Source organism: Paraburkholderia mimosarum LMG 23256 = NBRC 106338, from assembly GCF_000739815.1.
GTDB lineage: Bacteria > Pseudomonadota > Gammaproteobacteria > Burkholderiales > Burkholderiaceae > Paraburkholderia > Paraburkholderia mimosarum.
Genome location: NZ_BBJJ01000010.1, coordinates 77,482 through 91,854 on the forward strand (window position 1 = coordinate 77,482; position 14,373 = coordinate 91,854).

12 protein-coding genes are annotated in these 14,373 nt (G+C 67.4%); 9 read left to right on the forward strand and 3 right to left on the reverse strand.

The annotated features are described in order from the left end of the window. Positions 1 to 28: 28 nt before the first annotated feature. Positions 29 to 1,261 carry a Bcr/CflA family multidrug efflux MFS transporter gene (locus BMI01S_RS10900; protein WP_028211573.1) on the reverse strand — a complete coding sequence of 411 codons (1,233 nt, stop codon included), beginning with the start codon at positions 1,259 to 1,261 and terminating at the stop codon, positions 29 to 31. Between the two features lie 451 nt (positions 1,262 to 1,712). Here BMI01S_RS10900 and hemL point away from each other — a divergent pair, with 451 nt between their 5' ends. The 3 genes from hemL to BMI01S_RS10915 all read left to right on the forward strand — a co-directional run bounded on the left by hemL (position 1,713) and on the right by BMI01S_RS10915 (position 4,923). Beyond that, positions 1,713 to 3,038 carry a glutamate-1-semialdehyde 2,1-aminomutase gene (gene hemL, locus BMI01S_RS10905; protein ID WP_028211572.1) on the forward strand — a complete coding sequence of 442 codons (1,326 nt, stop codon included), beginning with the start codon at positions 1,713 to 1,715 and terminating at the stop codon, positions 3,036 to 3,038. Positions 3,039 to 3,131: 93 nt separating this feature from the next. Further along, entirely contained in the window at positions 3,132 to 4,250 is a 1,119-nt protein-coding gene (gene ribD, locus BMI01S_RS10910; RefSeq protein ID WP_028211571.1) for a bifunctional diaminohydroxyphosphoribosylaminopyrimidine deaminase/5-amino-6-(5-phosphoribosylamino)uracil reductase RibD, read from the forward strand. 34 nt (positions 4,251 to 4,284) lie between these two features. Further along, a complete protein-coding gene (locus BMI01S_RS10915; protein WP_028211570.1) occupies positions 4,285 to 4,923 on the forward strand; it encodes a riboflavin synthase in 639 nt (212 codons plus the stop codon). Positions 4,924 to 5,003: 80 nt separating this feature from the next. Here BMI01S_RS10915 and BMI01S_RS10920 read toward each other — a convergent pair whose 3' ends face one another. Then, on the reverse strand, positions 5,004 to 5,213 hold the full coding sequence (locus BMI01S_RS10920) for a hypothetical protein (RefSeq protein ID WP_028211569.1): 210 nt from the start codon (positions 5,211 to 5,213) through the stop codon (positions 5,004 to 5,006). A gap of 137 nt (positions 5,214 to 5,350) precedes the next feature. On the opposite strand from BMI01S_RS10920, the gene BMI01S_RS10925 reads away from it, so the two are divergent. From BMI01S_RS10925 to BMI01S_RS10945, 5 genes are all read left to right on the forward strand, one after another. Next, positions 5,351 to 7,180 carry an ABC transporter ATP-binding protein gene (locus tag BMI01S_RS10925; RefSeq protein ID WP_036018814.1) on the forward strand — a complete coding sequence of 610 codons (1,830 nt, stop codon included), beginning with the start codon at positions 5,351 to 5,353 and terminating at the stop codon, positions 7,178 to 7,180. 81 nt (positions 7,181 to 7,261) lie between these two features. Beyond that, positions 7,262 to 8,428 carry a bifunctional 3,4-dihydroxy-2-butanone-4-phosphate synthase/GTP cyclohydrolase II gene (ribBA, locus tag BMI01S_RS10930; RefSeq protein ID WP_028211568.1) on the forward strand — a complete coding sequence of 389 codons (1,167 nt, stop codon included), beginning with the start codon at positions 7,262 to 7,264 and terminating at the stop codon, positions 8,426 to 8,428. A gap of 57 nt (positions 8,429 to 8,485) precedes the next feature. After that, a complete protein-coding gene (gene ribH, locus BMI01S_RS10935; RefSeq protein ID WP_028211567.1) occupies positions 8,486 to 9,001 on the forward strand; it encodes a 6,7-dimethyl-8-ribityllumazine synthase in 516 nt (171 codons plus the stop codon). Next, the gene (gene nusB / locus BMI01S_RS10940; protein WP_028211566.1) at positions 8,998 to 9,432 is read left to right on the forward strand and encodes a transcription antitermination factor NusB; all 435 of its coding nucleotides are present in this window, start codon (positions 8,998 to 9,000) and stop codon (positions 9,430 to 9,432) included. The genes ribH and nusB overlap by 4 nt, the downstream gene beginning before the upstream one ends. 94 nt (positions 9,433 to 9,526) lie before the next feature. After that, positions 9,527 to 10,720, forward strand: a complete 1,194-nt coding sequence (locus BMI01S_RS10945; protein ID WP_028211565.1) for a pyridoxal phosphate-dependent aminotransferase — start codon at positions 9,527 to 9,529, stop codon at positions 10,718 to 10,720. A 103-nt stretch (positions 10,721 to 10,823) separates the two neighbouring features. Here the strand turns inward: BMI01S_RS10945 and BMI01S_RS10950 are convergent, their stop codons facing one another. After that, positions 10,824 to 12,056 carry a lytic transglycosylase domain-containing protein gene (locus BMI01S_RS10950; protein ID WP_028211564.1) on the reverse strand — a complete coding sequence of 411 codons (1,233 nt, stop codon included), beginning with the start codon at positions 12,054 to 12,056 and terminating at the stop codon, positions 10,824 to 10,826. Between the two features lie 635 nt (positions 12,057 to 12,691). Here BMI01S_RS10950 and BMI01S_RS10955 point away from each other — a divergent pair. Then, on the forward strand, positions 12,692 to 14,275 hold the full coding sequence (locus BMI01S_RS10955; protein WP_028230520.1) for a UbiD family decarboxylase: 1,584 nt from the start codon (positions 12,692 to 12,694) through the stop codon (positions 14,273 to 14,275). The last annotated feature ends 98 nt before the right edge of the window (positions 14,276 to 14,373 follow it).

Sequence of the window (14,373 nt, forward strand, 5' to 3'; positions counted from 1 at the left end):
CCCATTTTTCTTAGGCGATCCGTCCGACTCAGGATGCTGCCGTTTGCGCGGCGCCCGGGGCCGGCGTGCCATGCCACTTCACGACGAGGGCGCGCCCGAACCATGTCAGCACGCCGCACGCGCCGATCGTCACCCCCATGCCGAACGGCGATACCCCCGGAAACCACCCCACCACGGCGCTGGCGAGCGCGCCGAGGCCGAGCTGCGTCGCGCCGAACACGGCCGCCGCCGCGCCCGCGTTCTTCGGGTAGCGATACATGAGATCGGTCGCGCAGTTGGCACCGAGCAGACCCACCACGCCCACGACGAAGAACAGCCCCGCCACGATCGACCACAGGCCGCCCCAACCGGTCACGCACATCAACGCGACGAAGAGCGACGCGCCCGCGCTCACCGCCGCCGCATGCGAAATCATGCGCAAGGTGCCGAGACGCCCGATCAAGCGCGTGTTGAGGAAGTTGCCGAGCATGATGCCGAACACGTTAGCGCCGAAGAAGAACCCGTAATGCTGCGGCGAAACGTGGAAATACTCGATGTAGACGAACGGCGTGGCCGAAATATAGGTGAACATCGCGGCGAACGCCATGCCGCCGCAGAGCATATGCCCCCAGACGAGCGGATCGCGCAGCAATCGCCCGTAGGCCGCAAACGAGCGCAGCACGGCCGCGCTCTCGCGCTTTTCGGACGGCCAGGTCTCGGGCACGCGCAGGTAGGCTGCCACGCCGCACGCGAGGCCGAACAGGGTGAGCGCCCCGAACACCACACGCCAGCCGCCGATCAGCAGCAACTGTCCGCCGATGAGCGGCGCGAGCAGCGGCCCTATCGCCGTGACGATCGCGACCATCGAGAGCACCTTGGCCGCATCGGATGGCTCATGGGCATCGCGCGCGATGGCCCGCGCGAGCACGGAGGCCGCCCCCGCGCCGAGCGCCTGCAGGAAGCGCACGATCACGAGTTCGCCGACCGAGAACGAGAACCAGCAGCCGACGCTGGCCACCGTGAAGAGCGCGATGCCGCCCAGCAGCACGGGGCGGCGGCCGTAGGCATCGGACATGGGACCGTAGAGCAGCATGCCGATCGAAAAGCCGGCCATGAAGCTCGTGAGCGTCGAAGCTGCTGCGGCGGCACTCACGCCGAATGACTGCGCGATGGCCGGCAGGCTCGGCAGGTACATGTCGGTGGCGAGCGGGCCGCAGGCGGCGAGCGCGCCCAGCAGCAGGATCAGCCGGCCATCGGGCCGGCGGCGCGGGGAATGGGACATGGTGTAGGTGGCGGCGGACGGTGCTCGGCTCGCGCGCGCTCTTGAGGTCGTGGGCCGATTTGTGGCCGATTCTTTGCCGATTCATGGCAGATTCTTTGCCGCCCCGGCACCAGGCGGCGCAAAGCGGCGCGAGGCTGAACGAGAGGCGGCGAAAAAGCGGCAACGGTGCCGCCGAATTGTACCTGACGACTATCGGCTCTCAGACTCCAGTCAACAAGCGGCATCTTCGCAGCTTGCGCCAACCCTTGCCCCGCCCGATCGGCGTGACTCCGGTACAATTTCGTGAGATCGGCCCCGTCGCGCGGGCCCTGGCGCCGCGGCACGGGTTCGTCCCCCCGCGCACTGCAGGCGCGAACGTCGGCGCACCCCGGATGCACAGCGCTCGCTCGCCGGCCACGTCCGCGCGTGCCTGCCCAGCACTCGCCACACCACTTTCGCAGGTCCAGCACTCATGTCCAACACCCAGTCCAGCACGCACAACCGCAACGAAGCCCTCTTCGAACGCGCCCAGCGCACCATTCCGGGCGGCGTGAATTCGCCCGTGCGCGCGTTCCGCTCGGTCGGCGGCACGCCGCGCTTCATCGAGCGCGCCCAGGGCCCGTACTTCTGGGACGCCGAAGGCAAGCGCTACATCGACTACATCGGCTCGTGGGGCCCGATGATCGTCGGCCACGTGCATCCGGAAGTGCTCGAAGCCGTGCAGCGCGTGCTTGCCAATGGCTTCTCGTTCGGCGCGCCCACCGAGGCCGAGATCGAGATCGCCGAGGAAATCTGCAAGATCGTGCCGTCGATGGAGCAGGTGCGCATGGTGTCGAGCGGCACCGAGGCGACCATGAGCGCGCTGCGTCTCGCACGCGGTTTTACGAAGCGCGACCGCATCGTGAAGTTCGAGGGCTGCTATCACGGCCACGCCGACAGCCTGCTCGTGAAGGCCGGCTCGGGCCTGCTCACGTTCGGCAACCCGACCTCGGCGGGCGTGCCCGTCGATATCGCGAAGCACACCACGGTGCTCGAATACAACAACGTCGCGGCGCTCGAAGAAGCGTTCAAGGCGTTCGGCGACGAAATCGCTGCCGTGATCGTCGAGCCGGTCGCGGGCAACATGAACCTCGTGAAGGCCACGCCGGAGTTCATCGGCGCATTGCGCAGCCTCACCGCGAAGCACGGCAGCGTGCTGATCTTCGACGAAGTGATGTGCGGCTTCCGCGTCGGGCTGCGCGGCGCGCAGGCGCTCTATGGCGTCGAGGCGGACTTGGTTTGCCTCGGCAAGGTGATCGGCGGCGGCATGCCGGCGGCGGCGTTCGGCGGCCGTCGCGAAATCATGGATCACCTCGCGCCCAACGGCTCGGTGTACCAGGCGGGCACGCTCTCGGGCAACCCGATCGCCGTCGCGGCGGGCCTGAAGACTCTCCAGCTCATTCAGGCCCCCGGCTTCTACGAGCAGCTCACGGCGAAGACCGCGCGTCTCGCGAAAGGCCTCTCCGAAGCCGCGCAAGAAGCGAAAGTCCCGTTCGTCGCGGATTCGGTGGGCGGCATGTTCGGCCTCTATTTCGCCGACTCGGTGCCGGGCAGCTTCGCCGAAGTCACGAGGAGCGACATCGCACGCTTCAACCGCTTCTTCCATCGCATGCTCGATGCGGGTGTCTACTTCGCGCCCTCGGCCTACGAGGCGGGCTTCGTGTCGAGCGCGCACGACGAGGCGCTCCTCGACGAGACGATCGATGCCGCGCGCCGCGCGTTCGCTGCGGAAGCCGCGGCTGAAAATGTGACGCAATGAAGTGCAGCAAGGCGCGCCACGCCATCGCCGGAAGGCGAGGTGACGCGCCCCGCCGCCCCCCACCCTGACCGCCGCCCGGGAGAAAGCCCGACGATGTTTTCGCAATCCGATTTCGTCCACATGGAGCGCGCGCTCGCCCTCGCGCAGCGCGGCCTTTACACGACTGACCCGAACCCGCGCGTGGGCTGCGTGCTGGTGAGGGATGGCGTGGCGATCGGCGAAGGCTTCACGCAGCCTGCCGGCCAGGATCATGCCGAAATCCAGGCGATGAAGGACGCCCGGGCGCGCGGCCACGACCTGCGCGGCGCGACCGCGTACGTCACGCTCGAACCGTGCAGCCACTTCGGCCGCACGCCGCCCTGCGCGAACGCGCTGATCGAGGCGAAGGTCGCTCGCGTGATCGCGGCGATGGAGGACCCGAACCCGCTCGTGTCCGGGCGCGGACTGGCGATGTTACGCGACGCGGGCATCGACGTGCGCTGCGGGCTGCTCGCCAACGAGGCGCGCGAGCTCAACATCGGTTTCGTTTCGCGCATGACGCGCAAGCGTCCGTGGGTGCGCATGAAGGTCGCCGCATCGCTCGACGGCCGCACTGGCCTGCCCTCTGGCGAGAGCCAATGGATCACGGGCGAAGCGGCGCGCGCCGACGGCCACGCCTGGCGCGCGCGGGCCTCGGCCATCCTCACGGGTATCGGCACGGTGAAGGAAGACGACCCGCGCATGACCGTGCGCGCCGTCGACACGCCGCGCCAGCCGAGGCGCGTGCTGATCGACAGTCGGCTCGACGTCTCACCGCTCGCGCAGATCTTTGTGGGCGCGCCTACGCTAGTGTTTTGCGCCTCGCTCGACGCGAGCAACGAAGAACGCGCCGATGCGTTGCGCGCACGCGGCGCCGAAATCGTCGCGCTCGGCAACGAGCACGGCAAGGTCGATCTGCCCGCCATGCTCGGCGAGCTGGGGGCGCGCGGCGTGAACGAGCTGCACGTGGAGGCCGGCTACAAGCTCAACGGCTCACTGCTGCGCGAAGGCTGCGTGGACGAGCTGCTGGTCTATGTGGCGCCGTCGCTGCTCGGCACGAACTCGCTCGGCATGATCGACGTCGCCGCGCCCGCGACACTCGACGAGCGCACGCGCCTCGCCTTCCATGCCGTCGACCGCATCGGCAACGACCTGCGCATTCTGGCGCGCGTCGTCACGACGCAGGACGCCTGACCTCACAGATGCACTAAACACAAGGAACAGCACGATGTTTACCGGAATCGTCGCGGCAGTGGGCCGCATCGAATCGATCCGCCCGCTCGGCACGGATGCCGACGCCGGCGTGCGCCTCACCGTCAACGCGGGCAGCCTCGGCCTCGACGACGTGCAGCTCGGCGACAGCATCGCGATCCAGGGCGCATGCATGACCGTCATCGAGAAGTCGGCGGTGAGCTTCGACGTCGACGTCTCGCGTGAAAGCCTGAACCGCACCGTGGGCCTCGCGGCAACGGGCGAAGTGAATCTCGAAAAGGCGCTGCGCGCGCACGACCGCCTGGGCGGCCACATCGTCTCGGGCCACGTGGACGGCCTCGGCACGGTCACGCGCTTCGCCCCTGTCGGCGAGTCGCACGAACTGCGCATTCTCGCGCCGGCCGATATCGGCCGCTATCTCGCCTACAAGGGCTCGATCACCGTGAACGGCGTGAGCCTGACCGTCAATTCGGTCGACGACCGCGCCGACGGCTGCGAATTCTCGATCAACCTGATTCCGCACACCGTGGAAGTGACCACGCTGAAGCATCTTCAGGCCGGCACGAAGGTGAATCTCGAGATCGATCTGATCGCGCGGTATGTGGAGCGGATGCTCTCAGCCGAGAAAGCCGCCAACGCGGCCGCGCAAGACTGACGAACCGCGGGCCCAGCGCCACGCATGCCCTGGGCGAGTGCAAGCAGGCTCGCCTGGGCGCTGATAGAATCTAGCCTTTCTCACGCGCTCGCCGCACGGCGCGCCGCGTTCCACTCACCACCCGCATCGAACAAGGAGGCCCAGTTGGCAACAATTGAAACGAGCGCCGCCATGCCGATGGTCCGGGTGATGTTGCATGTCGCGTCTTGCAACGCGACCTTCCCGCTCCCAGCGCTGCCATAGCGCGCGCGGCGCGGCATGTTTTCGAACGCCGCGCGCCGCAGTTCCACGAATTTATCCGCGACTTCGAGGTTGGGCCGCCGGGCAATGGCCTGGGCGCGCGAATCCGTTTTTCGCGTTTTTTCACGTTAACCGCTTCATTCCGTTCAGGAGAGTCCTCGGGCGTCACGTCCGGGACACGCTGTCCATGACAGAACCAGACAATCAACCCGATTCCGGCGGACAAACGTTCCGCAAGGTCCTCGGCTTTACCTTCCGGCACTGGTCCCGCCAGCCGGTGCGCGTCGCGGCTGTGGCCCTCGCCTCGCTGTTCGGCGCGCTCGCCGATGTGCTCACGCCGCACTACGCGGGCCAGCTGGTCGACGCCCTGAGCCGGGACGGCGCGGCCGGCAACGCCGCCGCGTGGCATGCGGCCGTCGTCGCGTTCTGGGCGCTCACGGCGCTGGGGCTCGGCGGCACGATCATGCGCCAGGCGGCCTACCGCAACATCATCGCGCTCACGCTGCGCATGATGAGCGAGATCGCCACGCACGCGTTCCACCGCGTGCAGCGCTTCTCGACCGACTGGCATGCGAACAGCTTCGCCGGCTCGACCGTGCGCAAGGTCACGCGCGGCATGTGGGCGCTCGATCTGCTCAACGACACGCTGCTCGTCGCCCTCTTCCCCTCGCTCATCATGCTGGTCGGCTCGACGGTCCTGCTCGCCCTGCAATGGCACGTGATGGGCCTCGTGGTCGGGCTCGGCTCCGCAATGTATCTGGGGATCACGGTCTCGCTCTCGCTCTTCTACGTCGCGCCCTCGGCACGCCTGGCGAACCAGTGGGACACGAGGATGGGCGGCGCGCTCGCCGACGCCATTTCGTGCAATGCCGTCGTCAAGGCCTTCGGTGCGGAGGCGCGCGAAGAGGCGCGGCTCGCGCGCGTCGTGTCGAAGTGGAGCAGCCGCACGCGGCGCACCTGGCGGCGCGGCACGCTCAACGGCGGCGTGCAGGGCGCGTTGCTCGTCGGCATGCAGGCGGCCATCCTCGGGGCCGCGCTCCTGCTGTGGGCGCGGGGCCTGGCGAGCGTCGGCGATATCACGTTCGCGCTGACGCTGTTCTTCCTGCTCAAGGGGTATCTGCGCGACGTCGGCATGCACGTGCGCAACCTGCAGCGCTCGGTCAACGACATGGAGGAACTCGTCACGCTCGACGCGGCGCCGCTCGGCATCGAAGACGAGCCCGACGCGCCGCCCATCGTGATCGATCAGGGCGACATCCGCTTCGAGAACATGACGTTCCGCTACGGCGCGGACGAAAGGGCGCTCTATGAAAACCTGACGCTACGCATCGCGCCGGGCGAGCGCGTGGGACTGGTGGGGCATTCCGGCTCCGGCAAGACCACGCTGATCAAGCTGATCCAGCGCCTCTACGACGTTACCGGCGGCCGCATCACGATCGACGGACAGGACATCGCGCGCGTCCAGCAGGCGTCGCTGCGCTCGCAGATCGCCATCGTTCAGCAGGAACCCGTGCTGTTCCACCGTTCGCTCGCCGAAAACATCGCTTACGCGCGGCCGGGCGCGACGCATGCCGAAATCGAGCGCGCGGCGAGACTGGCGAGCGCCCACGATTTCATCATGGCGCTGCCGCACGGCTACGACACGCTCGTGGGCGAGCGCGGCGTGAAGCTCTCGGGCGGCGAGCGCCAGCGCGTGGCGATCGCGCGCGCATTCCTCGCGAATGCGCCGATCCTGATTTTCGACGAAGCGACCTCCAGCCTCGACAGCGAAAGCGAAGTGCTGATCCAGCAAGCCATGGAGCGGCTCATGGAGGGGCGTACGACCGTGGTGGTCGCCCACCGGCTCTCGACCGTGCGCGCGCTCGACCGGCTGCTCGTGCTCGAGCGCGGGCGGGTGGCGGAGGAAGGCACCCACGACGCGCTCGTGCGCCGCGAAAACGGCTTGTACCGGCGACTGTTCGAGCGCCAGGCGCTGGAACTGACCAAGGGGCTGGCCGACGACGTGATCCTGCGCTGAAGCGGCGCGTTCTGGGCGACGCGCCCGTCCGCGTGGCGTAAAATGTGGCCTTTCAGTCAGAATCGCAGCCAGAATCCCAACATGACGCTCGCCTCCACCCCTGAGATCATCGCCGAACTCAAAGCCGGCAAGATGGTCATCCTCGTCGACGAAGAAGACCGGGAAAACGAGGGCGACCTCGTCATCGCTGCAGAGTTCGTGACGCCCGAGGCCATCAACTTCATGGCGAAGTACGGCCGCGGGCTGGTCTGCCTCACGCTCACGCAGGAGCGCTGCAAGCTGCTCAACCTGCCGCTCATGACCTACCGCAACGGCACGCAGTACGGCACCGCGTTCACGGTCAGCATCGAGGCCGCGGAAGGCGTGACGACCGGCATTTCCGCCGCCGACCGCGCCCGCACGATCCAGACGGCCGTCGCGCACGACGCGCGCGCCGAGCACATCGTGCAGCCGGGCCACGTGTTCCCGATCATGGCGCAGCCCGGCGGCGTGCTCGTGCGCGCGGGCCACACCGAGGCGGGCTGCGACTTCACCGCGCTCGCGGGCCTGACGCCGGCCGCGGTGATCTGCGAAGTCATCAAGGACGACGGCACGATGGCGCGCCTGCCCGACCTCATGGAGTTCGCGCAGGAGCACGGTCTGAAGATCGGCACCATCGCCGACCTGATCCACTACCGCAGCCGCACCGAATCGATCGTCGAGCGCGTGGCCGAGCGCACCATGCAAACCGCGCACGGCGCGTTTCGCGCGATCATGTACGTCGACCATCCCACGCGCACGCCGCATATCGCGCTCGTGCGCGGCACGCCCAAGCCGGGCGTCGACACGCCCGTGCGCGTGCACGAGCCGCTCTCGGTGCTGGATCTGCTCGAAACGGGCGCATCCACGCACTCGTGGACGCTCGACGCCGCCATGCGCGAGATCGCCGCGCGCGACCTGGGCGTGATCGTCATGCTCAACTGCGGCGATACCAAAGAACACCTGATCGACGTCTTCAAGGCGTTCGACCAGAAAGAGCGCGCGGAGGCGCTCGCACGCCGGCCCGTGGACTTCAAGACCTACGGCATCGGTGCGCAGATCCTCCGCGAACTCGGCGTGGGCCGCATGCAGGTGCTCTCGAAGCCGCGCCGCCTCGGCAGCATGTCGGGCTACGGTCTCGAAGTCACCGGCTTCGTGCCGATGCCAGGCAGCGAAGCGCAAGCACCCTGCCTGCCGGAAGCCGCTGATCCTGCTTCGTCGCGCGCCTGAAGTCGCGTCGCGCTCCTTTTACGCGTCACCACGCTCAACCGAACCTACGGACACCACATGGAAATCGGACAATACCAACCGAACCTCGACGGCGACGGACTGCGCATCGGCATCGTCCAGTCGCGCTTTAACGAACCCGTCTGCAACGGCCTCGCCGACGCCTGCATCGAAGAGCTCGAGCGCCTCGGCGTGACGGGCGAGGACGTGCTGCTCGTCACCGTGCCGGGCGCACTCGAGATTCCGCTCGCGCTGCAAAAGCTCGCCGAAAGCGGCCAGTTCGACGCCCTGATCGCGCTCGGCGCGGTCGTGCGCGGCGAAACGTACCACTTCGAACTCGTCTCGAACGAAAGCGGCGCCGGCATCTCGCGCGTTTCGCTCGACTTCAACGTGCCCATCGCGAACGCCGTGCTCACCACCGAGAACGACGAGCAGGCCGTGGCGCGCATGACCGAGAAGGGTCGTGACGCCGCGCGCGTGGCCGTCGAAATGGCCAACCTGACGGTGGCGCTGGAGCAGCTCGACGGCGGCGACGACGACGAGGAAGACGAGGAAGACGAAGAGGAACAGCAATGAAGAGCGCGCGCCGCCGCTCCCGCGAACTGGCCACGCAGGGGTTGTATCAGTGGCTGCTGTCGGGTGTGCCCGCCGGCGAGATCGACGCGCAGCTGCGCGGTTCGCAGGGCTACGACAAGGCCGACCACGAGCATCTGGATGCGATCCTGCACGGCGTGATCCGCGAGTCGGACGAACTGTCCGCCGCCATCGCACCGTGCCTCGACCGTCCGATCGAGCAGCTTTCGCCCGTCGAACGGGCGGTGCTGCTCGTCGCGACCTACGAGTTCAAGCATCACGTCGACATTCCGTACCGCGTCGTGATCAACGAGGCGGTCGAGCTCACCAAGACCTTCGGCGGCTCGGACGGCTACAAGTACGTCAACGGCGTGCTCGACAAGCTCGCGGCGCAACTGCGGGCCACCGAAGCGCAAAACGCCCGCAAGTCGTAACAACGCGAGCAGCCGGGGCAACAAGGGGGCGCTAAAAAGCACTGAGCGCCCCGCCCCGCGCGTCGCGTGATCTGTCAGTACTGGAAACACCCGCATGAACACCGTTGCCGAACCGCTCCTGCGGCTAGCCGCGCGCGTCGACGAAATCCAGCCTTTCTACGTCATGGAACTGGCGAAGGAAGCCGCGAAGCTCGAACGCGCAGGACGCGACATCATCCACATGGGCATTGGCGAGCCGGATTTCACGGCGCCCGAGCCCGTGGTCGAGGCCGCGGCCGCGGCGCTGCGCCGCGGCGTCACGCAATACACGAACGCCCTCGGTATCCACGCGCTGCGCGAGGCGATTGCCGCGCACTACCAGTACGCGTATGGCCTTACGGTCGACCCGGCGCGCATCGTCGTGACGGCGGGCGCCTCGGCGGCGCTTCTGCTCGCCTGCACGGCGCTCGTGGACCGCGACGACGAAGTGCTGATGCCCGACCCCTGCTATCCCTGCAACCGGCACTTCGTGGCCGCCGCGGAAGGCAAGCCGGTGCTCGTGCCGAGCGGCCCGGAGGCGCGCTTCCAGCTCACCGCCGCCGACGTCGAGCGCTTGTGGGCGCCGCGCACGCGTGGCGTGCTGCTGGCTTCGCCGTCGAACCCCACGGGGACTTCGATCGAGCCCGACGAGCTCAAGCGCATCGTGCAAAGCGTGCGTGCGCGCGGCGGCTTCACGATCGTCGACGAGATCTATCAAGGGCTCTCGTACGATGCGCCGCCCGTCTCCGCGCTCTCGTTCGGCGACGACGTCGTGACCGTCAACAGCTTCTCGAAGTACTTCAACATGACCGGCTGGCGGCTGGGCTGGCTCGTGGTGCCACCCTCGCTCGTGGGCGCCTTCGAAAAGCTCGCACAGAACCTTTTCATCTGCGCCTCGGCGCTCGCGCAGCATGCCGCGCTCGCCTGCTTCGAGCCGGAGACCTTGAAGATCTACGAAGCGCGCCGGCTCGAATTCAAGCGGCGCCGCGACTTCATCGCGCCCGCGCTCGAATCGCTCGGCTTCACGGTGCCCGTAATGCCCGACGGCGCGTTCTACGTCTACGCCGACTGCTCGAACGTCGCGCACCCCGCCGCCGGCGACAGCGACGCGCTCACCCGCGCGATGCTGCACGACGCAGGCACCGTAATGGTGCCGGGCATGGACTTCGGCCTGGCCGCGCCGCGCCAGTATGTGCGCCTCTCCTATGCCACGGCATACGAGCGCCTGGAAGAAGCGGTCGGCCGGCTGCGTACCTTCTTCGGACGCTGATCCGCACCGATCGGAACTGGTCAAGCAATAGAAAAAGGCACCCTCGGGTGCCTTTTTCATGCTTTTTCGTTTGACCGCTCTTTCAGCCAGACGCCCGCGACGCTCACGCGCCCATTTCGGACGAACCGTGCTTCTGGGCCGCCGTGCTCGCGCTGGCGTCGTCCTGACCGGACGCGCTCTTCGGCGACGACGTCTTGTCATCCAGCGCGTGAGCGCTGTCGAGCGTCACGTGCACGCGCTTGTCGCCTGTGATGCTGGCCACTTTCTGCGGCGCGGGCGCGCTGGCCGTGCTGGTGACCGGCGCCTGCGGTGCGTTGACCGGCACATTGCGGCCGCGTGCGACGTCGCGCAGACGGCCGCGCTCGGCCATCACCTTGGCGCCATAACCACCGTCGTCCTGCGAGGTCGATCCGACGTACAGGCGCAGACCGCCCGGCAGCGAGCCGCCGCGCGCGATGCAATCCTTCAGCACCAGGGCGCCAACCTTGATGTTCGCGAGCGGATCGAGCGCCGCGCGCTGCCCGCCGAAGTACTGGAACTTGTCCGAGTGGACCTTCGACATGACCTGCATGAGGCCCTTCGCGCCCACACCGCTTTCGGCGAACGGGTTGAAGCCCGATTCGATCGCCATCACGGCGAGGATCAGGAGCGGATCGATCCCGACTTCGCGGCCGGTGTCGAACGCCGCCTTCACGAGCTCGCCCACTGGCTCCTGCGCCACGCGGTAGCGTCGCGCCAGATACGTGGCGACGAGCGCCTGCTCGCGCGCCGAAACGAGCGCGCGGTCGTCGCGTGCGTCGGCCGCGATGCGCTGGGGCGGAATCATGCGCGCGAGCGAACCCACACTCGGCAGCGCGCGCGGATCGAGGCCGTTGAGCGTCACGGCGTCGAGCGTGGCGATACCGCCGTTCGACACCGAGGTCGCAACCTTCGCGACAGTGCTGTCCGAACCCGCGGACGAAACGCCTGCATTAGCCGCCACATTGACCGCGTTGGGCAGATTGCGCGTATCGGGCACGAGCGCCGTCGGCAGCATCGCGCCATCGGCGTTGTCCTCGTGAGTGGCTACGCCCGGGGGCGCGAATGAGGGCAGCGGATTGCCTTGCAGCAGACGTGCCGGACCGGCCTGCACCGCCGCCGAGACGAACGGCATCAGGCGCGCGGCCAGCGTGCCGCGCCACGTGGGTAGCAGCCACAGGGCAAGCGCGAGCAGAACGGCACAACCGCCAACAATGCTGAACAGGTGGTGGCTCAAGCGGGTGCCACGACGCAGCAGCGCACGGAATCCAAGAGCTACACGCTCATCGGCGCGCCACCACGATAACCAGGTATTCATCTACAGATCTCCCATGTTGCATGATCCGGCAGATGGGTCGGCAGAAGCAGACGGCCAATCGCAGGATCAAGACACCGCGCGCCCTGGCTGGTGCGGCAGCGGCGTCGGGAAAACGGCAAGAATGCCGTGGGTGGAACTCCTCTCGACAATCAGGCACGCAATGTGCGCGCAGCGGGAGTTCTCACGCGAACAGCCAGCGCATGAGGAGCGCTGACGAGGAAAACCAATCTAGACCGTATGCAAGCCGTGCAGGGATTCGGCAAAACGGCGACGCGTTGCGTCTGAAGGACCGGGAAGGTGGCTAAAAATTTCAAACCCTGCAACCAATGTGGACGGATTCTAGCAGCCTGTTATAGATCGTCAATACTATAGAAATTCAAATCTATAACTATTTGTTATGATAAACGGTGTTCATCGGGCTCCAAACCGCGCGCCAGGCGCCGCAGCGCCCGGTTATGCGGACTCGCCGCGAACGAGCGCCACCCGACACAGGTAAAATCGACAATCGTAACCTTCTGTTACGGTCGCCCTTGTTGCTGGCCGTAATGCGCAGCCACCGATACGGCCCCGGAATCCTGCCGTGCGAATGGGCCTGCCGGTTGCCCACCGAGTTACAGTTGCCACGACCGACCCCGATGAAATACAAAGACCTGCGCGACTTCGTTGGTCGCCTGGAGACGCTCGGCGAATTGCGCCGCGTCCCGCAAGCTGTCTCCCCGGTGCTGGAGATGACCGAACTGTGCGACCGCGTCCTGCGCGCCGGCGGTCCCGCCCTCCTTTTCGAGAACCGTTCGACCCACGCGTTCCCCGTGCTCGGCAATCTGTTCGGCACACCTCGGCGCGTCGCGCTCGGCATGGGCATCGACACGCCCGACACCGCCAAAGAGGGCGACGGTGCCGCGCTCGAATCGCTGCGCGACGTCGGACGCCTGCTCTCGGCGCTGAAAGAGCCCGAACCGCCGCGCGGCCTGAAGGATGCGGGCAAGCTCCTCACCCTTGCCAAGGCCGTCTGGGACATGGCGCCGAAGACCGTGAGCGCGCCGCCCTGCCAGGAGATCGTCTGGGAGGGCGACGACGTCGATCTCGCGAAGCTGCCCATCCAGACCTGCTGGCCAGGCGACGCCGGCCCGCTCGTCACCTGGGGCCTGACGGTGACGCGCGGGCCCAACAAGACGCGCCAGAACCTCGGCATTTACCGCCAGCAGCTGATTGGCCGCAACAAGCTGATCATGCGCTGGCTCGCTCACCGGGGCGGCGCACTCGATTTCCGCGAGTTCGCGCTGAAGCACCCCGGCAAGCCCTATCCCGTCGCGGTCGTGCTCGGCGCCGACCCGGCGACGATCCTCGGCGCCGTTACGCCGGTGCCGGACACGCTTTCCGAATACCAGTTCGCGGGCCTGTTGCGCGGTGCCCGCACGGAACTGGCGAAATGCCTCACGCCCGGCGTCGACACGCTCCAGATTCCCGCACGCGCCGAGATCGTGCTCGAAGGATTCATCTACCCGCAGGCGGGCGAGCCCGGCCCGGCGCCCGCCGGCGCACCGCCGCGCCCCGCCAGAGGCGCGAGCGCCGCCTACGAGCACGCGCTCGAAGGCCCCTACGGCGACCACACGGGCTACTACAACGAACAGGAATGGTTCCCCGTGTTCACGGTCGAACGCATCACCATGCGCCGCGACGCGATCTACCATTCGACGTACACGGGCAAACCGCCCGACGAGCCCGCGGTGCTCGGCGTGGCGTTGAACGAAGTGTTCGTGCCGCTCTTGCAGAAGCAGTTTCCCGAGATCACCGACTTCTATTTGCCGCCCGAGGGATGCAGCTACCGCATGGCGATCGTGCAGATGAAGAAGAGCTACCCCGGGCACGCAAAACGCGTGATGTTCGGTGTGTGGAGCTTCCTGCGCCAGTTCATGTATACGAAGTTCATCGTCGTGGTCGACGATGATGTCGATATCCGCGACTGGAAGGAGGTGATCTGGGCGATCACCACGCGTATCGATCCGGCGCGCGACACGGTGCTCGTCGAGAATACGCCGATCGACTACCTCGACTTCGCGTCGCCGGTGGCGGGCCTCGGTTCGAAGATGGGGCTCGATGCAACCAACAAGTGGCCCGGCGAAACGGACCGCGAATGGGGCCGGGCAATCGAGATGGACCCGGCCGTGAAAACCCGCGTCGACCGTCTCTACGACGAGTTGGGCTTGAGCCGCGGCTAGCGCTCAGGCGCCGCGCGACCGGGCATGATCCGGCGCGGCGCCCCACCCGAGGGGCCGGCCGATTCATCCGCGACGCCTGTTTCGCGACGCCGCGCTTA